Origin of the sequence: uncultured Dokdonia sp. (assembly GCF_937910895.1) — a bacterium.
Lineage (GTDB): Bacteria > Bacteroidota > Bacteroidia > Flavobacteriales > Flavobacteriaceae > Dokdonia.
On the sequence record NZ_CALEMI010000018.1, the window covers coordinates 1 to 18,979 of the forward strand.

The window sequence follows — 18,979 nt, forward strand, 5'->3', positions numbered from 1 at the left end:
AACTGAGTTAAAAACTGAAAGAACCAAAATCTTCAAAATATAAAAGACCGCCTAAATTGTTTTTAGACGGCCTCTTTTTTTTGACTTAAATTACTGATTTTTCTAACAACAATCTTCTTCTTATTTATTTTATACACACTACCTTTTCAATTTTGTAACTTTGCACCAAATTAATTTTCATTGGATAAAAAGACCATAGCTGTAGATTTTGACGGGACTATTGTAACAAATGCATATCCCGATATTGGGAAGCCTTTATTGTTTGCTTTTGAGACCTTAAAAAAATTGCAAAATGAAGGGCATACACTTATTTTATGGACGTATCGCTCTGGACTTAAATTGGAAGAAGCAGTCGCTTTTTGTAAAAAAAACGGCATTACTTTTTATGCAGTCAACAAAAGTTACCCAGAAGAAGAAATGAGTCCTAATATAAGTAGAAAGATAAACGCTGATGTGTTTATAGATGATAGAAACATAGGCGGTATGATGGGTTGGGGAGAGATATATCACACACTTACTATAAAAAATGATCCATCCATAAAAGCAACCCTTAAAAAGAAAAAAAGAAAAAAAGGATTCTTATCTCGTATGGAAGATATGTTTAAAGACCAAAACAATACAGACGCATGATTATTCAGAAGACTAGAGAAGAAATAGAATTGATGAGAGAAAGTGCGCTTGTTGTTTCTCGTACATTGGGGATGCTCGCTGGTGAAGTAAAACCAGGTGTGACCACCTTATACTTAGATAAACTTGCCGAAGAGTATATACGAAGTCAAGATGCGATTCCAGGGTTTTTAGGATTATATGATTTTCCAAACACCTTATGTATGAGTCCTAACGAGCAAGTCGTACATGGGATTCCTAACGACAAACCGCTAGTAGAAGGAGATATTATTTCTATAGATTGTGGTGCCGTAAAAAATGGCTTTTATGGAGATCATGCCTATACCTTTGAAGTTGGCGAAGTAACACCTGAAGTAAAAAAATTACTAGAGATTACCAAGCAATCCCTCTATGAAGGGATCAAGGAATTTAAAATTGGCAATCGTGTAGGAGATGTAGGTTATGCCATTCAAAAATACACAGAAGATCATGGATATGGTGTGGTACGCGAACTCGTAGGTCACGGGCTTGGTAAAGTAATGCACGAAGCACCAGAAATGCCTAACTATGGTAAACGCGGACGAGGCAAAAAATTTATAGAAGGGATGGTCGTTGCTATAGAACCAATGACCAATCTAGGAACAAAAAACATTAAGCAACATAGCGATGGGTGGACTATCACCACACGCGATAATCAACCAAGTGCTCATTTTGAACATGATGTTGCCATTCTAGACGGGAAACCAGAACTACTCTCTACCTTTGCTTATATCTATCAAGCACTAGGGATAGAAAGCGATGAGGAAACTCCTTTTCGTCAACAAGCATTGGTACTCTAATACGTGAAAAAGCTTTTTAAATTTTTTCTAAATGCTATCCCAAGGCCATTACTCATCAGATTGAGTTATGTGATTCGGCCTGTATTTGCTTTATTTTTAAAAGGATCTCGATACAAAGATCCTATTGATGGTAAAGGTTTTCAGAAATTTTTACCTTATGGATATGTGAATCAACGGGAGAATATCCTCTCCCCTTCTACGCTTTCATTAGAGAGACATCGCTTATTATGGTTATGGCTAAAACAGGAAACTGATTTTTTTTCAAAACCAGCAAAAGTACTCCACTTTGCACCAGAGCAAGCTTTTTATAAGCGTTTTCGAAAACTAAAACATCTGGACTATACTACTACAGATCTCAACTCTCCACTTGCTGATGTAAAAGCAGATATTTGTAATTTGCCTTTCGGCGAAAATGAATACGACATCATTTTCTGCAATCACGTCTTAGAACATATTCCCGACGACACCAAAGCCATGCAAGAATTATATCGTGTACTGAAACCTGGAGGAATGGCGATACTACAGATACCTCAAGAGTTACATCGCGCGACAACTTTTGAAGATGATACCATTACAGATCCTGTGGAGCGTGCTAAGATCTTTGGACAATATGATCACGTACGCATTTATGGTCGTGACTATTTTAATAAACTCAGAAGCATAGGCTTTACTGTAGATGAAGTAGATTACACCGCTGTGCTTTCTCCTGAAGAAGTCGATTTGTATAGGCTCGCTCAAGGCGAAATTTTACCTGTGTGTAGAAAGTAAGAATGTTCTATTTAATATTCAAACGATGATAAAATACATATTCCTTTTCCTAATACTAGCCACCACACCGATGACGGCACAAACAGATACAGTAATCATCCAAAAAGAAATAGATCAAACGGTTTGGAAACCTTTTCAAAAAGCCTTTGAAACATTAGATGGTAATGCTTTAAACGCCACGTATGCAGATCAGGTGTTGCGAGTCACTCCACAAGGCATGGATACAGAAAGTGCCTTTAAGAAAGCAAACAAAGAGCGCTTTGCTTCCAATCGTAAAAATGGAGATAAAATCACTTTAGATTTTTGGTTTGATCGTCGAAACGCAAATGAAACGACTTCCTATGAAGTTGGGTTTTACCGCATAGGATTTACCTCAAAAGAAGGGGAAACTCAATACAGTTATGGACAATTTCACATCGTTCTGGAAAAGATAAACGGTGAATGGAAAATTACCCAAGATTGGGATACCGCCACCATTGCTGGCAGCCCTATTACCGCTAAGGAGTTTGATAAGAAAGAAGCGATACGTTTTTAAAGTTACTACTCAACTATCAACTTCTCAAACCCATCAGTCACATACGTTTCTATTGAATTCTCTCCGTCAGAAAACACCAAATATGCTTCGATTTCTTTTTGAGTAATGAGAATCTCTTTAGATCGCTCTAGTCCCATCGCCATAAAAGCAGTTGCCCAAGCATCTGCTTCGGCACAGGTAGGCGCAATGACATTGGCACTCAAAACATCACTCTTTTCTGCACTTCCCGTCAGCGGATTGATGGTATGTACATATTGTTTCCCCGTAAGGGAATCTATTCTATTTTTACGATAATTTCCAGAACCTGCCATCGACTGATTATTCAGTCGTACGGCTACTGTCGCTTGCCTATTATCTATAGAAGAATCAATACGTTCTACACCTACCGTCCAAGGTTTATCTTTTACTATATGTTTCCCTTGTGCACGGATCTCACCACCTAATTCAATGAGAAAATCGGTTGTATTTTCTTCTTGCAAAAAAGCAGCAATACGATCAATACCATAGCCTTTGGCGATCGCGTTAAAATCAAAATAGATTTCTGGATATTCTTTTTGTATGGTGCCTTTCGGCGAAAGTCTGACCTTATCAAAACCCACATAACGCATCATCGAATCCAAGGTGACGCTATCAATTACGGCGAGAGGTTTGGTGTCGCCAAATCCATAGGCGTTTCGTAATCCGCCGACGGTGGGATCAAAATAACCGTTTGTTAGGATATGGAGCTTTCGCGAAAGCGCAAAAACGTCTTTAAACATAGCGTCTACAACAATGGTACTATCGCCTCTATTAATTTTTGAAATATCACTCTGCGGAATGTAGGTACTCATTGATTTATTGACAACCTGTATCACCGAATCAATTCCTTTTTTGATACGAGGGGCTACTGCTGCTTCACCAAAATACGTTACTGCGTATGTTGTGCCAAAGGCTTCTCCCTGAATCGTGATCTCATCAGGAATTTCTTGTGAGCAGGATACAATACATATAAGTAGTGCTAGTAAGATCTGTTTCATCTATTCAAATTTTGGCTGATGCCTTCTTTTCTTCTCTAATTCCTCATGATGGATTTTCATCATCAAATTTCTTGAAGTCCGTTATAAATCATTGTGTATGGCACATCCTTTTCGGCAGGATGTTGATAGTTATCACCATGTCCTAAGCCTACTCCTGCATAAAAAGTACGCGCTTCAAATTTGAGTGCATGTGCTTTCATTTTTTGCATAAAAGCTTCGTCATAGGTATTGGCATTGTCTGGAAAGGTAATCGCGCGTACAATGACAAAGTGTAATTTTTTATTCTTGAGTGCTACAAATTGAGGATCTTTTTTGAGTTTTGAATTGACGCCCATAAACTCATATCCCTGATCTTCTAAATCCTTGCCAACAATATTCATTGCAAGGTTATGTAACTCTTGTTCTGTAAGAAAAACTGCCATAGTACAAAGGTAATACCTATGACCGAATTATACTTTTACTTTTACAATAAAAGAAGTTGATTTTGTGTTCTAAATACATAGGTATGTGTCTTACATATACTACTATTTAAATCGTACCATTTCAAAGCTTGAAAAAGTATAAATAGGTGTCTCCAAAGTTGTTTTATCTTTAATATCATACCAAGGACTCATCTTGGTATTGGATCCATTTTTAATGATGTGTACGCTTTGTGCAGGGGTATTTCCTTGAAAAAAGGCAAAACGCCGTTCTCCTTGTTCGTTTTCAATAATATCTCCCACCATTATGACATGACCTGGAAAACCGGGATATATCAAAAGATCACCTATTCTTATTTCTGAATGGTTTGCTACCTTTTTTAATTCTTGAGATAGAGAGTAGGTGCCTGCATAGGTATAGATAAGCGTAAGATATTTGTAGAAATTTTCTTTGGAATCATTAGGTGTCGCTGTCTTAGAAAATGTCACTGTGTTCCCGCTGATTTTAGGACGATAGCCTTCTGCATATTTTTTCCATGAGCAGTAGTGACCGCTTGTAAACTTAAAACCTATTTCATCTTTTCTATTGGTAGACCACAGATATTCTGATCGGATTCTAATGAGTGCATCGGCACATTGTTGCAATCCGTTGGAAGGAACGGGGACTTCCAACACACCTACGTGACCCGCTTGATAGATGTAAGGATTTCCATCATAATTAATGACTTGGGCACTGGCTTCTTTAAGTTGGTAATTTTGAATATAATGAGAAAACGTTTGTTCTTCGGAAACTACTCTTGCAAATCCTTCAGGAACTTTAATCCGTGTTTTTATGGTGATGCCTTCTTTATGAATTAGGGTAGTGGGTACTACATACGTGACCGCTACTTCTTTTATAGCGATTCCCTTTTTAGAAAAATTAAAGAATACGAATGCGCCTAAAACCAAAAAAACTACAAAGAGTATTGTCTTTTTCATACAAAGTATAACGCTAACAAAGTTGATTTTGTTATGCAGGTGAGTACGCTTTCGCGAAAGCGAATCATAAAATCAACATACTGCATATCAGTATTTTATAACTTAAAAAGAAAGGTCTTCATTTATAAACGCAGACTCTTCATTCATAAATGCCTGACAAACAATGCTTTGAAACGTGATCAAAAATAGGAACATTTGACTCATCAAAATATTTCTAAAAGCATACGGTCATAAGGGACTGACCCTCCAATAGCAATGTAGTATATAAAATTGTAGTAATTAAATAACCATTAGAGATAACCATCTCTTTAAAAATCAAAAATCATGAAAAATATTTTAAAAACATTATTTGTAATTATTTTAAGCATTCTTTGCTTTTCTTTTACAACAAACAACGGAAAAGAAAAATCAGCTACATCTATTCAAGACTTAAGTTCAGATGCGCGTTTTATTAGCCTGGCAGAAGATCAGATGAAGGCTATGGACAATGTAACAAATTTTGACGCATTTGAATCTTTTATCAAAAAAGATAACCTGACCAATTCAGATATTAATCAGATTGCAAGCCTCTTAGGATATCCTAACAGGGCTGCTTATGATACTTATATAAGCAATAAAAATGCAATCATTGAAGCGCTAGACGAAGATTACAATCTAAGTCAATATACGCAAGCGCAGTTAACTCAATTAAGTTTAGATGTTTTGAATAATTCTAGATCGCAATTTAGATCTAAATCTACAAATAAAATTGAGACTCCTATAGATCCAGAGCCTACAGGAGAAACGAATGAATGTGAGGATCTTTGTGAAGAAGTACGAAAAGCGTGTATCCTAGAAGTTGGGGCTGCAGCTGTAGCTGCCCATATAGGCTGTGGTATTGCAGATATAACTGTTCTCGCAGGAATTGCTTGTCATAGCGGTGTCCTTATTGCACAAGGATTTGGAAATAGAAAATGTAACAAAGAATATGACAAGTGTATTTATGACTGCAGACATTAAAAAAATCTATTTTTTAACTTAAATACTTGAGAAACTATAAATCAAAAGGTGTCTTAGAATAAACAATACTAAGACACCTTTTATAAAAAACTCATTATGAAATATCTACTATTCTTCTTTCTATCTTTTATACCTAGTCTTATTTTTGGACAAATTGAAACAAACAACAATAGCATAACGGCAAAAACTAGCTTTAATGGCAGACATTGTAGAGGAACTCATGGATTATGTAGTTTTGATGATACTGCAAGAACTATAGACACCAATAGTACGATAACTTATAATGAAGTAGGTAATACGATTATCATTGAGGTTAATCGTTCTAGAATAAACTCGAATGAGCACTTTCAAATACTACGGGAAGATCCTCAAAACTATATAGAGAACACTCAAATATACTATCTAATGGAAGATGATTTTATGATTCCAAATAGTATCTCTCAGCAACTTCACATATTTAGGCAAGATGTCAAGATAAACAGTGGGATGTATCCACTAATCATGACCGAAAATACCATTACCATCACATTTAATTTAGAATAATATGATACTATATTTAAAACATATCATCTTAATGTTGTTTATATGTATAAGTGGCAATATATATTGTTCTAGTACAACTAACAATGACACACAAGAGAAGATCAATAGCATCCTTACAGAATGGTCTCACGAAGTTATGGAGATTTCAATACATTATGAAGGTATTAGAAATGGTATTCAGAGTCAACTATATCAAGTTTCTTCATCGTTAAACAATAGCTCTTCTATAGATGAACAAGTAGCTTTATTGATCTTAAAAAATCAACTTCAAGAACGGTTAGAATTCACCAAGCTATCAGAAGTATCTGATCTAAGTAAAATAAGATATCTCAAAGGATTACAAATCATCAAATTGCTTTATGAAAAGATGTTATCATTAGATCATCACTTTGCCTCTGTGGCAACTTTTAATGAGATAAATAACTTAAGCAACCCTAATCATTATCCAAGATTTGTAAAGCATAAGCAGACTATTAAAAATAATGCTAGTAAAAAACAAGGTTTTAATTTAACAAATATATTAGGTGATAATATATACACCTCTATCATGCATTCTTTGGTTTCGTTATTTACAAGCAACACCTCAAAAGGAGAAAAAGAAACAAGCATAAAAGAGATCGAATGTATTTTAGATTTTACCTTACGTATGCATACAGATCTAAAAACCATCTATTTTGAAACCGCCTTTTTACAAAAAAGCAATGATAATACGATAGAGCAACTAGAGCAACTATTTGTAGATTTCACAAAACCTATTAAATACAGCGTCGCGCTAAAAGAGTGCAGAAATACAGATGATTGGTCTAGTATTCACGACAATTTAAACACCTATATAGACGCTCTAAATAAAGCCATTTTGAATGATAGCGAACGGTATAAAGCTCATAAAATGCAGGTTAATCTAGAGTTTCCTATTGATCGTCTTTTACAATTTATTACCCAATACAATAGCTTTATTGACCAAGGAGGTAAGTTCTATGAAAAGTTTGGTATTATGCTTAACAGCTATGAAAATGAAAAACAATGTGCTACTCAAATCCCTATTGAGTATAGAAAATTAAAAGAAAATATCACGGTCGCCATAGAAAAATTCAACACAGCCTATAAGCCTGTTGAAATCAACGGAAGTAAGATGAAAGAAATATTATATGGAATCAGTGAATATGATTAAAACGTATATGTCATATACACTTTCGTACTACGGCAAACTCAACATCAACTTCACTTGCGTGAAAGCGTACTCAACAAAAAGCCCGATACAAGAGAGTATCGGGCTTTTTGTATAAGATTTCCACTTTCGTGGGAATGAGTTTATCCTCCAAAGTCATCAAATCTGATATTCTCATCAGGAATACCAAAATCTTCTCCCATTTTCTGAACAGCATTGTTCATTAATGGAGGACCACAGAAATATAATTCAATATCTTCTGGAGTTTCATGTTTGCTTAAATACTGATCTATCACTACTTGGTGAATAAATCCTACAAACCCATCTCCTTCTGCATCTGTAGTCTCTTTTACTTTCCAATTATCTTCTTCTAAAGGTTCTGAAAGTGCTAAATAGAATTTGAAATTAGGAAATTCTCTTTCTAACTCACGGAAATGCTCTAAATAGAATAGTTCACGCTTAGATCGACCTCCATACCAATAGGTAACAATACGTCCTGTTTTTAATGTTTTAAATAAGTGATATAAATGAGAACGCATAGGTGCCATTCCTGCTCCACCACCAACATATAACATTTCTGAATCAGATTCGTTAATGAAAAACTCTCCATAAGGTCCAGAAATAACTACTTTATCTCCTGGTTTTTGAGCAAATATATATGAAGAAGCAACGCCTGGATTTACATCCATCCATTGATTTTTAGCTCTGTCCCATGGCGGAGTCGCGATACGAACATTTAACATAATCTCACGCCCTTCTGCTGGAAAAGAAGCCATAGAATAGGCTCTCTCAACAGTTTCATTATTCTTCATCGTTAATGGCCATAAACCGAATTTATCCCATTCTGCTTGAAACTTATCTGGTTTGTCATGCTCTTCAGGATGAGCTGTAATATCAATATCTGAATACTTAATCTCACATTGAGGGATTTCAATTTGAATATATCCTCCAGCTTTGTATCCCATATCTTCTGGAATCTCAACAACAAATTCCTTGATAAAAGAGGCAACATTATAATTACGTACAACCGTAGCATCCCATTTTTTAATTCCAAAAACTTCTTCTGGAATCGTAATGTTCATATCCTGCTTTACTTTTACTTGACAAGCAAGACGTGCTCCTTCTGCTAATTCTTTACGACTAAAGTGCGGAGTCTCCGTAGGCAACGCTTCTCCACCTCCTTCAAGAACGTGGCATTCACATTGAATACAAGTTCCACCTCCACCACAGGCAGACGGTAAGAAAATTTTATTGTTTCCTAATGTAGATAATAAGGTGCTTCCTGAAGCAACCTCTACTTCTCTCTCCCCATTAATGGTGATTTTTACAGGTCCAGAAGGAGATAGTTTTTGTTTTGTAAATAATAGTAATCCCACTAACAATAGGGTAAGTACTAAAAAGGCAACAATCGTGGCGATTACAACGCCAGACATACTAGCAACTAATAACATATGATTATTCTTTTTCGTTTGTAGTTAAAACTAATTCTTCACTAGCTTCTTTTGTTATTTCTTCTATTGGTGTCACTTCTGATACAGGTGTTGTTTCTTCTTCTTCATCTCCACCAGTTAACATTCCTCCAAAACTCATAAATCCAATAGCCATCAATCCAGTAATGATAAATGTAATTCCTAAGCCTCTAAGCGGAGCTGGGACATTTGAATAACGTATTTTTTCTCGTATAGCAGCAATAGCTAGGATTGCTAAAAACCATCCTATACCAGACGATATTCCATAATTTAAGGCTAAGCCTGCAGATTGGATATCTCTAGATTGCATAAATAAAGAACCTCCAAGAATTGCACAGTTTACAGCGATAAGAGGTAAGAAAATACCTAATGAGTTATACAATGAAGGTGAAAATTTCTCTACCACAATTTCCACCAATTGAACCATTGTCGCAATGGTTGCAATAAAAAGAATAAATGATAAGAAACTCAAATCATAATCAGCATATTCAGGTCCTAACCAAGTTCCTAAAGCACCATCTCTCAATATATATTGATCCAGATACCAGTTTAAGGGAACTGTTACGGCAAGTACAAATATGACCGCAGCTCCTAATCCTACTGCTGTACTTACTTTTTTAGATACGGCGAGGTAAGAACACATCCCAAGGAAGGTTGCAAATACCATATTATCTATAAAAATGGATTTAAAAAATAATTCTACGTGTTCTAACATATCTTTTATTTTTGAAGTTTACGCTTTCGTCCTTCGGCATGCTCAGGATAAACTCTAGCGCTATAACATCATTTTAATTTTCTTCTATTAATGCCTTATTACGTGAACGTTGTACCCATATAATGAGTCCAACAACAATAAGTGCCATGGGTGATAACAACATAAATCCGTTGTTTTCATAGCCTATACTATATAATCCTGTTTTTTCAATAGGATCTCCTAAAACTTTAAAACCAAGCAATGTTCCAGAACCTAGTAACTCTCTGAAGAAACCAACGATAATTAAAATTACACCGTATCCAAGTGCATTTCCTATTCCGTCAAGGAATGATCTCCATGGTCCGTTTCCTAAAGCAAAAGCCTCAAAACGACCCATAATAATACAGTTTGTAATGATAAGACCTACAAAAACAGAAAGTTCTTTACTTAACGTGTACGCATACGCTTTTAATACTTGGTCTACTATAATTACAAGTGTTGCTACAACCACCAGCTGCACAATGATTCGGATTTTAGAAGGAATGATATTTCGCATAAGCGAGATCACTACATTTCCTATACCTAATACAAAGAGTACAGATATTGCCATCACGATAGATGCCTTTAACTGTGCTGTAATTGCTAATGCAGAACAAATCCCCAATACTTGTATTGTGATTGGGTTATCGTCTGCTAACGGATCAAAAATTAATTTTTGGTCTTTTTTTGATAGTAATCCCATAATATTATTTCAAGTTTTGAATATGAGGAATATATGATTTTAAGGTGCTTTTTATCATAGCACTTACACCATCTCCTGTGATGGTTGCTCCTGCTAAAGCATCTACTTCATTATCATCTTTCGTATTATTTACTGGATCGTTATTTCCTTTGGCAACAGTAATTCCTTCATATTTACCAGCTTCCATAACATATTCTCCAATAAAATCATCCATAAAGTAACGCTCTTTAATATTGGCTCCCAATCCTGGCGTTTCCCCTTTATGATCAAAATAAGCGCCTTGAACAACCAACTCTTGATCAAGTGCAATATATCCCCAGATAGCATCCCATAATCCTTTTCCGTACATTGGGATCACATAAAATTTCTTTCCTTCACGTTCTCCTACAAAAAGAGGCATTTTACGTTCACTTTTAGGAAGCTTACTCTGCTTTTTCATATCTACAGTAAAGGCTTCTTCGCTTTCAGTTAATTTCCCATTTTGAAGAATGTAGCTCTGCTTGATATACTTTTTATATTCTCCTTCTACTCGCTCGGTTGGAATAAAATTTACAGAACCTGTATCATCACCATTTTCGTGAACTCCCATCGCGTAGAGAATATTTTGTTGCTTCTCATAGCGTTCATTCTCTTTAATCGCTGGTTTTAAACCTTGAGCTAACCCAGCTAAAATACCTCCTACAACAATGACCATCACTGTTGCAAAAATTAAAGTATATATATTTCCGTCTGTTTTTGCCATGATTACGCTGTTTTTACTTTTAGACGTTTCATTCTTCGTTTCACATTACCCTGAATCACATAATGATCAATAGTAGGAGCAAATACGTTCATTAATAAGATAGCGAGGAATACCCCTTCTGGGTATGCTGGATTAAATACACGAATCATAATGGCAATAAAACCAATAAAGAAACCATAAATCCATTTTCCTTTATTTGTTTGTGAGGCTGTCACAGGATCTGTTGCCATGTATACCGCTCCAAACAAAATACTTCCTATAATAAGGTGTTGCCAAAAAGGAACACTCATTAATCCATAAAATTTACTACTCTCACTAATCCAACCTGCATCTACAACTCCATTAAACATAAGACCCATGACTACAGCTCCAATGATCGTACTAAGCATAATTCTCCAGCTTCCTATTTTTGTGAAAATCAAAAATAATGCGCCTATAATAATCAAGAATTTGGATGTTTCTCCAACAGAACCAGGAATGTATCCCCAGAACATATCTGCATAGTCATATCCTAAGCTTCCGCTATTTTGAGCATAGGCTCCTAAAAGAGTTTCTCCAGAAATAGCATCTGGTGTTCCTGCTAAATCTACAGCTTCTGCCACCCATACTTTATCTCCAGACATCCACGTAGGATATGCAAAGAATAAGAAGGCACGTATGGTAAGTGCTGGATTCAGGATATTCATTCCCGTTCCTCCAAAAACTTCTTTACCGATAACAACGCCAAAAATAACTGCTACAGCGAGCATCCATAAAGGAATATCAATAGGTACGATAAGCGGCACAAGCATTCCTGTGACTAGATATCCTTCTTCTACTTCGTGACCCTTGATGACTGCAAAAATAAATTCTACCAAAAGACCAACGCCATAAGAAACAATAACGAGAGGCAATACTTTCCAAGCACCTAGAGAGAAGTTTTCCCAAGTAATAAAATTACCCCAAATAGAAAGTTCTCTTGTGATACCATTTGCAGCATCTACCGCTGCATAATGTTGATATCCTGCGTTAAAAATACCAAAAATCAAACACGGCACTAATGCTATGATTACCGTATTCATGGTACGCTTTAAATCATCTACAGCTCTAATGTGACTTCCATTGTGGGTTGTCTCATTTGGACTATATAAAAAAGTATGTAATGCATTAAATGCAGGGGCCATTTTCTTGCCCTCATACTTCAATTTAATTTTATGTAAGTTTTGTTTTAATCCCATCACTTATCCTATTTCATTATACATCAAGTCAAGACCTTTTCTAATAATATCTTGGTGTGGTTGTTTTGATACGCAAATAAATTCTGTAAGTGCAAAATCTTCTGGCGCTACTTCATACATTCCTAAAGCTTCCATTTCATCAAGGTCATTGACCATACAGGCTTTTAAGATCTGTAATGGAAAAATATCTAAAGGAAATACTTCTTCATAATTTCCTGTGACTACAAAAGCACGATGTTCCCCATTGGTATTGGTATCAAGATCATATTTTTTATTAGGTTGCATCCAAGAGAAGGTTAATGCTCTAGAAGGCGATATTTTATCAAATACAGGCTTGTTCCAACCAAAGAATTCATAATCATCTCCTTCTGGAATCGCTACAAATTCATGTGCATAGTATCCTAAAGCACCGTCAGGTTGTACTTGAGTTCCTGTAAGAACATTTCCTGAGATAAAACGGTTGGAATCACCATCGACACCTGCATCATACGCAAACGTAGACACCTCTGCTCCGATAACCGTTTTATAATAAGATGGCTTTTTTACACCAGATCCTGATACTGATACCATACGAGTCGCATCAAAATGACCTGTAAGAAACAAGGTTCCTATAATCACTAAATCTTGAGCAGCGACTGTCCAAACAGTCTCTCCTTTATTGACAGGATTTATTTTATTAATAAGTGTTCCTACATTTCCAGCTGGATGAGGTCCTTTTACAGTATGAGTAACAATATCACTCATTCCTGAAAATATAGAACTACTAGACCCTACAGAAACGTGTACCCCACCAGAGGTAAGTGCATTCAATGCGGATAATGCTGCCTGCAACGCTGCTTCTTTTCCAGAAAGAACAAAATCCAAATCTGGTGCGAGTGGTGCTGTATTATGCCCAGAAATAAATATAGCCTTAGGCTCCTTATCTGGATTTGCAATCACATCATACGGACGTTGTTTTATAAAGGGCCATAATCCACTGGATAATAGTTTTTCTTTAATAGCTTCTGGAGATGCAGAAGCACTAAGTTTTGCGAAGTCTTTGGAACCTCCTGAATGATCCGCCTCAATAACAAGACCTGTGATGACACGACGTGCACCACGCTTAATCTCAACGAGTGTACCTGCAACAGGAGATACAAAACGTATTTGTTCTTGTGATTTTGAGAAAAATAGTTCGTCGCCAGCTTGAAGTTTTGCTCCTTCTTTGACAACCATTTTAGGAGTAACCAGATGAAAATCTGAAGGTTTGATAGTGATAGTTCTGGATTGTGGCCCCTCAGAAATACTTTTTTCTGCCTCGCCCACCAATCGTATATCAAGACCCTTTTTTATTCTAATGTCTTTTGACATATATCAGTAGATTTTTGTTATCTAAAACCTTACTCTTTTAAGGTGTGCAAATTTACAAATTTCTATGCGTATTTTAGACTCGTAAAAAGGGGATCATATTATTTATAATAATTCTAAATAAGTAAATACCAAGATGTCTAAACAAATTACAAAGATATCCTATGTTTAAAGCCCTTTATTAATAACAAATTAACTATTTACGATATATTTGTTTAAGGGTACGCTTTCGCGAAAGCGTGTAAAAAATGAATCTTTTCTCGGTATAGAATTTGATTATATTTGACCAACAACTATCATTTTATGAAAGCTTCCTTACTACCATTTTTCTTTTGCACTATTTTTTTCTCTAATTTTTCATTTGCACAAGTTGCCGTAGAAACCCCTGAGCCCGCTTATATTAAATCGGTACAGTTTAGAGGAGATACCTTTTTAAGTGAGTTACCCACCATAAAACTAGGAACTCCACTACAGCTAAGTTTTGACGATATTATTGGAGATGAACACGATTATTATTATAAGATTACCCATCACGACGCCGATTGGACTCCTAGCAAATTAGCTCGCTCCGAGTTTATGAGAGGTATGGATAATGTCCGAATATTAGATATTGAAAACTCTGTCGCAACTTTACAGCTCTATTCTAATTATCAATTACAGATTCCTAATCAGTTTACGCAAGGACTTACACAGACTGGAAATTATTTAATTAGTATTCATAATGAACAAGGAAAACTTGTTTTTTCTAGAAAATTTATGATCTACAATCCGTTATTTGCCGTTGGTGTGCAAATTAAAAGATCGAGAGATCTTACGTATGTGAATGAAAAGCAAGTGCTTCGCTTTTTTGTAGATGGCGGCGAGCAACTGATTATTAATCCAAAACGAAATGTAAAGGTTGTTCTTATACAAAACAATAATCTAAAAAATATCATTACCGGAGTTGAACCTCAATTTACTATAGGAAATAAGTTAGAGTACCGGTATGATCAAGAAACTGCTTTCTGGGGAGGAAATGAGTTTTTTAATTTTGAAAATAGAGATATCCGAGGGGCTACGGCTGCCATACGCCGTATTGAACTTAAGAGCTTATATCATAATTACCTATACACAAATATTGCACGTTACGACACTCCTTACACATTTAATCCTGACATCAATGGAAACTTTGTGATTACCACCTTACAGGGAAGAACACCAAGGTCAGAAGCTGAATATGCTTGGATTCATTTTAGTTTGGAGTATTCAAAACTTGAAGAAGGTCAAAAAATTCATGTGTATGGTAACTTTAATAATTATGTCATCGATGAATCTACAGAACTTATTTATAATCCAAGGAAATACATATATGAACGTCCCATCCTTTTAAAGCAAGGGTTTTATAATTATAAGTATGTTCTCGTTAATAAGGATGGCACTATTGATAGAGAAAATGCCATAAGTGGTAATTACTGGCAAACTGAAAACGATTATCAGGTGTTGGTGTACTATCGTCGTCCAGGAGGTCGTTTTGATGAGTTAGTAGGTGTAGGAAGTAGTAATTCTTCTGTGATTACTAATTAATACAAAACCCCTATATTTATAGTATGGAGGAAACTTTGATAAAATCAAATAGCCGAAAAGCCATAAAATATCGTGGGGTTGAATGTCTTAATTGTAGTCATCCTCTTGACCTTACCGATCGTTTTTGTTCCTATTGTGGACAACTCAACACCACAAAACGACTCACTCTTAAAGACTTTTTTAGTGAGTTTGCCTTGAGTATATTTACGTACGACTCTCGTTTTAGACACACCTTGAAGGATTTATTATTTAAACCAGGAACTATTACTAGATACTATGTAGAGGGTAAACGCTTTCATTATGCAAATCCATTTCGTTTTTTTCTAAGTGCTAGTATCGTTTATTTTATAATATTAGGATTTGCAGATTTTGTTTCTGACGACACCAATAATAATTTTCAAATTAATGCTGACCCTGATGGAGTAGAAAAAGGGCTTGCTATTGCAGATTCTATTCAAAACCAAGTTCAAAAAAATAGTGATAAAAAAATTGACTTCTCAAATGTTGAAGAAGGCATCAATAAGGCAATCCTAGCTTCAAAAAAACAAGATTCTATAGATAATTTAAAACCTTTAGGTAGTAATTACGAACCAGAGGATTCTATTTTGAAAAGAAAAATTTGGATAGAAAAAATGATACGAAAGGGAGTCGTTTTTTATAGTTTTTATAAGAAAACAGAGATTAAAGATCCTGACAAAGCATTGGATAGCATGGAATATGGTAAAACAAAAACTAATATTTGGCTGTATCAAAGAAATGACACTTACAAGAGAATTGAAGACGACCCTGTTCGCTTTTTTAAATACCTATCTTCCAAAACTCCTTTTTTCTTATTCTTTCTAGCACCCTTCTTAGGCTTGTTTTTCTGGCTGATCTACTCTAATAAGAAATATAGCTATATGGAACATCTCGTTTTTATCTTCCATATTTTCAGTTTTGTGTTTATATGTCTACTCTTGGCATACATTCCTGACGCCCTTATTGGACAAGATATTTTTGCTGGAATATTGATGGGAATTATAGGACCATTTTACTTTTATAAGGCGCTACGCAATTTTTACAAACAAAATCGTGTTATTACATTAATAAAATTTGTATTTTTAAATACTGTTTATTTATTCCTTGCTTCTATAACAGCATTGGTGTTTTTTGCAGTAACAGCAGCTTTTTACTAAAACAGATGGTACAACAGGTCACAAGAGGCATTAAAATTTCGGTAGAAACTACCTTTGAAGGCACGTTTTATAAAAACTATAAAATGCACTTTGCCTTTGGATATCGTGTGACTATTGAAAATCAAAGTAAAGATTCTGTGCAATTAATGGCACGTCACTGGAAGATTTATGATTCTTTGAACGCTCCTGAAATTGTAGATGGTGAAGGTGTTATTGGAAAAAAACCTGTTATAAAGCCAGGAGAAAAGCATACATACAGTTCTGGTTGTTTACTCACCTCTCCTTTTGGAGCTATGAAAGGATACTACCACATGGTAAATTTCACAACTACTCGGAAATTTAGAGTAAAAATACCTACATTTAAGCTAAGTGCTCCCTTTGCGCTAAATTAGAAACCATCGGTTTTCTAATTAAATCAAATCGATACGTTTTTTCAGCTTGTTGTATCGTGCAATACGAACAATTGCTATCATATACAAACCTATACTTTTGAGTAATATCAAACCCTAATGGAATCTCAGCAATTCCTTTACAGTCTGGAATACCTGCTTCTGTATATCTTGTAATAAGAACCTGATTTTTAGTTGTTTTTTCTAAATAAAACCAAGCACCACATCCTATCCCTGTTAATAATTGAGCTCCTTCTGGGAGTATGATATCATCTTTACCATCTTGGAGGTAGGTTTCTGGCACCTTCTTATCAAAATAATTGGTTAAATTTTCTCGTAAAGCGGTCGAATTATAATCATAAATAGCACCGTTATGTACTTGATATACTTTATCAGAAGCACTTTTTTCTACGTTACCTACCGTACTTGGTGTGAATTTTTTATTATGTTTAAGCGCTTTGATAATGTGCCTTTCTTCTGTACAAGCAAGAATCGTTTCTGTCACAAAACGCGCACAATTACTCCCCAGATTTCCAAAAGCTCTATAAGGAATACTCCCCTGCTCTTGCAATTTTTCTATATACTCGTATGCTTTTTCAAAATACACATGCTCATTTAAAGAAGCAACGAGTCTACCAGATCCATGTGTTTTTTCAGGATGTGCATTTAGCCAAAGTAAAAATTCATCTAGATTTTCAAGGATATTATTTTTAATAATAGCTTTAAAAGGAATTTCTAATTCTGCATCTGTATTAGCCCCTCTCACTCTTCCAGAACCTTCAGGAGTTACATAACGTCCAAAATCATAATAAAGAGCATTGCCTGTAGCATTCTCTATAAGTACAAGTGCGGCATGTCCCGCTTTAATATGAGTACGTGTCCCTAAACCTACAAGAGGTAATATTTTACACATCAACTCATCAGACATTTTTACAAAAGTGTCTGGAAAAGCTAAAACAATTATTTTACCATTATATCTCACACTGTCACTGTATCAAATTCGGTACGATGTACCTCATCCTTTTGCAAATCGTAATAGGTCATCACACAGTCATCGGCTGTTTTTTCTACCTGAGTAATACTTACTGTTTTAAGAAGTCCACGATCCATACAAACATCTACATTTTTATCTCCTTCACCTGCAGTAGTATGAAAGCGGTATAAATCTTTTTCTTCAAACGCGTCTTTATTTAAAAAAGTGCCAAACCAATCTCGACGTTTTTGCTTCATAGTAGCATCATATAAGGTAGAAGACGACCATATTTTTGGAGTATCTGGTAAGACTGTAATATGTGCTTTATATCCATCCCATACCAACTCTGTCGCTTTTAGTCCTGAACTCCAATCTATCGCTATAATCGTAAATGGTTCGATTCCATTATAATTAAAAGCATTAATTGCAGCACTTAAATCATCTGCTTTTAAAAGCTCTTTGACAACAACACCACGACTCATTTTATAATTTTCTACTCGAATGTGATTTTCAAAACCTCCATTAAGCAAACAGATCATACTGTTTTTTTCAGAAATTCCAATCCAAGACCCACCTGCAACCGCATCTTTTGGGAATAACATTTTAATCCCATCTACTGTATAAAAATCTGGCACTAACGTAGTACGACCAATGGCTTCATCACGATTGGAAGTAAGAATAAAATTAGAATTTCCTTTAGGAATATAGGTTACTGTACACATGGGCAAATAGTCCAAAAATTAAGTCGCAACTTACAAAAAATTCTACGAATAGTGAGAACAACAAATCACATAGAT

21 protein-coding genes are annotated in these 18,979 nt (G+C 35.3%); 10 read left to right on the plus strand and 11 right to left on the minus strand.

The genetic code is table 11. The annotated features are described in order from the left end of the window. Window positions 1-180: 180 nt before the first annotated feature. The 4 genes from Q0505_RS01575 to Q0505_RS01590 are packed head-to-tail and all read left to right on the plus strand — an operon-like array spanning window position 181 to window position 2,748. Entirely contained in the window at window positions 181-630 is a 450-nt protein-coding gene (locus tag Q0505_RS01575; protein ID WP_299208051.1) for a BT0820 family HAD-type phosphatase, read from the plus strand. Further along, the gene (gene map / locus Q0505_RS01580; RefSeq protein ID WP_299208052.1) at window positions 627-1,445 is read left to right on the plus strand and encodes a type I methionyl aminopeptidase; all 819 of its coding nucleotides are present in this window, start codon (window positions 627-629) and stop codon (window positions 1,443-1,445) included. Before Q0505_RS01575 ends, map begins: the two co-directional genes overlap by 4 nt. Window positions 1,446-1,448: 3 nt before the next feature. Next, window positions 1,449-2,213 carry a class I SAM-dependent methyltransferase gene (locus tag Q0505_RS01585; RefSeq protein ID WP_299208054.1) on the plus strand — a complete coding sequence of 255 codons (765 nt, stop codon included), beginning with the start codon at window positions 1,449-1,451 and terminating at the stop codon, window positions 2,211-2,213. 25 nt (window positions 2,214-2,238) lie between these two features. Further along, window positions 2,239-2,748 carry a hypothetical protein gene (locus Q0505_RS01590; protein WP_299208056.1) on the plus strand — a complete coding sequence of 170 codons (510 nt, stop codon included), beginning with the start codon at window positions 2,239-2,241 and terminating at the stop codon, window positions 2,746-2,748. A 5-nt stretch (window positions 2,749-2,753) separates the two neighbouring features. On the opposite strand, the gene Q0505_RS01595 is transcribed toward Q0505_RS01590, so the two are convergent. The 3 genes from Q0505_RS01595 to Q0505_RS01605 all read right to left on the minus strand — a co-directional run bounded on the left by Q0505_RS01595 (window position 2,754) and on the right by Q0505_RS01605 (window position 5,161). Further along, on the minus strand, window positions 2,754-3,764 hold the full coding sequence (locus Q0505_RS01595; protein WP_299208058.1) for an FAD:protein FMN transferase: 1,011 nt from the start codon (window positions 3,762-3,764) through the stop codon (window positions 2,754-2,756). 62 nt (window positions 3,765-3,826) lie between these two features. Continuing rightward, a complete protein-coding gene (locus Q0505_RS01600) occupies window positions 3,827-4,186 on the minus strand; it encodes a Na(+)-translocating NADH-quinone reductase subunit F (protein WP_299208060.1) in 360 nt (119 codons plus the stop codon). 102 nt (window positions 4,187-4,288) lie between these two features. Further along, window positions 4,289-5,161, minus strand: a complete 873-nt coding sequence (locus Q0505_RS01605; RefSeq protein ID WP_299208062.1) for a DUF4846 domain-containing protein — start codon at window positions 5,159-5,161, stop codon at window positions 4,289-4,291. Window positions 5,162-5,485: 324 nt separating this feature from the next. On the opposite strand from Q0505_RS01605, the gene Q0505_RS01610 reads away from it, so the two are divergent. The 3 genes from Q0505_RS01610 (at window position 5,486) to Q0505_RS01620 (ending at window position 7,874) form a co-directional block, all read left to right on the plus strand. Beyond that, window positions 5,486-6,160: a hypothetical protein gene (locus Q0505_RS01610; RefSeq protein WP_299208064.1), complete on the plus strand. Its 675-nt coding sequence runs from the start codon at window positions 5,486-5,488 to the stop codon at window positions 6,158-6,160. A 96-nt stretch (window positions 6,161-6,256) separates the two neighbouring features. Further along, window positions 6,257-6,703: a hypothetical protein gene (locus Q0505_RS01615; RefSeq protein WP_299208066.1), complete on the plus strand. Its 447-nt coding sequence runs from the start codon at window positions 6,257-6,259 to the stop codon at window positions 6,701-6,703. A 1-nt stretch (window position 6,704) separates the two neighbouring features. Further along, complete coding sequence (locus Q0505_RS01620; RefSeq protein ID WP_299208068.1) at window positions 6,705-7,874, plus strand: hypothetical protein; 1,170 nt, start codon at window positions 6,705-6,707, stop codon at window positions 7,872-7,874. Between the two features lie 140 nt (window positions 7,875-8,014). Here the strand turns inward: Q0505_RS01620 and nqrF are convergent, their stop codons facing one another. The 6 genes from nqrF to Q0505_RS01650 form a co-directional block, all read right to left on the minus strand. Continuing rightward, the gene (gene nqrF / locus Q0505_RS01625) at window positions 8,015-9,322 is read right to left on the minus strand and encodes an NADH:ubiquinone reductase (Na(+)-transporting) subunit F (protein ID WP_299208070.1); all 1,308 of its coding nucleotides are present in this window, start codon (window positions 9,320-9,322) and stop codon (window positions 8,015-8,017) included. A 4-nt stretch (window positions 9,323-9,326) separates the two neighbouring features. Further along, window positions 9,327-10,055 carry an NADH:ubiquinone reductase (Na(+)-transporting) subunit E gene (gene nqrE, locus Q0505_RS01630; RefSeq protein WP_299208072.1) on the minus strand — a complete coding sequence of 243 codons (729 nt, stop codon included), beginning with the start codon at window positions 10,053-10,055 and terminating at the stop codon, window positions 9,327-9,329. A gap of 73 nt (window positions 10,056-10,128) precedes the next feature. Beyond that, window positions 10,129-10,776: an NADH:ubiquinone reductase (Na(+)-transporting) subunit D gene (locus Q0505_RS01635; protein WP_299208074.1), complete on the minus strand. Its 648-nt coding sequence runs from the start codon at window positions 10,774-10,776 to the stop codon at window positions 10,129-10,131. Window positions 10,777-10,780: 4 nt separating this feature from the next. Further along, window positions 10,781-11,518, minus strand: a complete 738-nt coding sequence (locus Q0505_RS01640) for a Na(+)-translocating NADH-quinone reductase subunit C (RefSeq protein ID WP_299208076.1) — start codon at window positions 11,516-11,518, stop codon at window positions 10,781-10,783. 2 nt (window positions 11,519-11,520) lie between these two features. Continuing rightward, window positions 11,521-12,735 (minus strand): NADH:ubiquinone reductase (Na(+)-transporting) subunit B, encoded by a 1,215-nt coding sequence (locus Q0505_RS01645; protein ID WP_299208078.1) that lies wholly within the window; start codon window positions 12,733-12,735, stop codon window positions 11,521-11,523. Between the two features lie 3 nt (window positions 12,736-12,738). Next, a complete protein-coding gene (locus tag Q0505_RS01650; protein WP_299208080.1) occupies window positions 12,739-14,085 on the minus strand; it encodes a Na(+)-translocating NADH-quinone reductase subunit A in 1,347 nt (448 codons plus the stop codon). Between the two features lie 300 nt (window positions 14,086-14,385). Between Q0505_RS01650 and Q0505_RS01655 the strand changes: the two genes are divergently transcribed. The 3 genes from Q0505_RS01655 to apaG are packed head-to-tail and all read left to right on the plus strand — an operon-like array spanning window position 14,386 to window position 17,212. Continuing rightward, window positions 14,386-15,645 carry a DUF5103 domain-containing protein gene (locus tag Q0505_RS01655; RefSeq protein ID WP_299208082.1) on the plus strand — a complete coding sequence of 420 codons (1,260 nt, stop codon included), beginning with the start codon at window positions 14,386-14,388 and terminating at the stop codon, window positions 15,643-15,645. A 23-nt stretch (window positions 15,646-15,668) separates the two neighbouring features. Next, window positions 15,669-16,820 (plus strand): DUF3667 domain-containing protein, encoded by a 1,152-nt coding sequence (locus Q0505_RS01660; RefSeq protein ID WP_299208084.1) that lies wholly within the window; start codon window positions 15,669-15,671, stop codon window positions 16,818-16,820. Between the two features lie 5 nt (window positions 16,821-16,825). Then, a complete protein-coding gene (gene apaG / locus Q0505_RS01665; protein ID WP_299208086.1) occupies window positions 16,826-17,212 on the plus strand; it encodes a Co2+/Mg2+ efflux protein ApaG in 387 nt (128 codons plus the stop codon). On the opposite strand, the gene Q0505_RS01670 is transcribed toward apaG, so the two are convergent. Then, a complete protein-coding gene (locus Q0505_RS01670; protein ID WP_299208088.1) occupies window positions 17,181-18,191 on the minus strand; it encodes a DUF6695 family protein in 1,011 nt (336 codons plus the stop codon). The two genes, apaG and Q0505_RS01670, sit on opposite strands and share 32 nt — an antisense overlap. After that, window positions 18,188-18,904 (minus strand): NRDE family protein, encoded by a 717-nt coding sequence (locus Q0505_RS01675; RefSeq protein ID WP_299208090.1) that lies wholly within the window; start codon window positions 18,902-18,904, stop codon window positions 18,188-18,190. Before Q0505_RS01675 ends, Q0505_RS01670 begins: the two co-directional genes overlap by 4 nt. Window positions 18,905-18,979 lie beyond the last annotated feature (75 nt).

Coding starts and splice junctions, on each gene's coding strand:
- Q0505_RS01660 (WP_299208084.1), top strand. CDS start 15,669: ATGGAGGAAACTTTGATAAAATCAAATAGCCGAAAAGCCATAAAATAT.
- Q0505_RS01675 (WP_299208090.1), bottom strand. CDS start 18,904: ATGTGTACAGTAACCTATATTCCTAAAGGAAATTCTAATTTTATTCTT.
- Q0505_RS01655 (WP_299208082.1), top strand. CDS start 14,386: ATGAAAGCTTCCTTACTACCATTTTTCTTTTGCACTATTTTTTTCTCT.
- Q0505_RS01605 (WP_299208062.1), bottom strand. CDS start 5,161: ATGAAAAAGACAATACTCTTTGTAGTTTTTTTGGTTTTAGGCGCATTC.
- Q0505_RS01640 (WP_299208076.1), bottom strand. CDS start 11,518: ATGGCAAAAACAGACGGAAATATATATACTTTAATTTTTGCAACAGTG.
- Q0505_RS01645 (WP_299208078.1), bottom strand. CDS start 12,735: ATGGGATTAAAACAAAACTTACATAAAATTAAATTGAAGTATGAGGGC.
- apaG (WP_299208086.1), top strand. CDS start 16,826: ATGGTACAACAGGTCACAAGAGGCATTAAAATTTCGGTAGAAACTACC.
- Q0505_RS01610 (WP_299208064.1), top strand. CDS start 5,486: ATGAAAAATATTTTAAAAACATTATTTGTAATTATTTTAAGCATTCTT.
- Q0505_RS01635 (WP_299208074.1), bottom strand. CDS start 10,776: ATGGGATTACTATCAAAAAAAGACCAAAAATTAATTTTTGATCCGTTA.
- map (WP_299208052.1), top strand. CDS start 627: ATGATTATTCAGAAGACTAGAGAAGAAATAGAATTGATGAGAGAAAGT.
- Q0505_RS01600 (WP_299208060.1), bottom strand. CDS start 4,186: ATGGCAGTTTTTCTTACAGAACAAGAGTTACATAACCTTGCAATGAAT.
- nqrE (WP_299208072.1), bottom strand. CDS start 10,055: ATGTTAGAACACGTAGAATTATTTTTTAAATCCATTTTTATAGATAAT.
- Q0505_RS01615 (WP_299208066.1), top strand. CDS start 6,257: ATGAAATATCTACTATTCTTCTTTCTATCTTTTATACCTAGTCTTATT.
- Q0505_RS01650 (WP_299208080.1), bottom strand. CDS start 14,085: ATGTCAAAAGACATTAGAATAAAAAAGGGTCTTGATATACGATTGGTG.
- nqrF (WP_299208070.1), bottom strand. CDS start 9,322: ATGTTATTAGTTGCTAGTATGTCTGGCGTTGTAATCGCCACGATTGTT.
- Q0505_RS01595 (WP_299208058.1), bottom strand. CDS start 3,764: ATGAAACAGATCTTACTAGCACTACTTATATGTATTGTATCCTGCTCA.
- Q0505_RS01620 (WP_299208068.1), top strand. CDS start 6,705: ATGATACTATATTTAAAACATATCATCTTAATGTTGTTTATATGTATA.
- Q0505_RS01590 (WP_299208056.1), top strand. CDS start 2,239: ATGATAAAATACATATTCCTTTTCCTAATACTAGCCACCACACCGATG.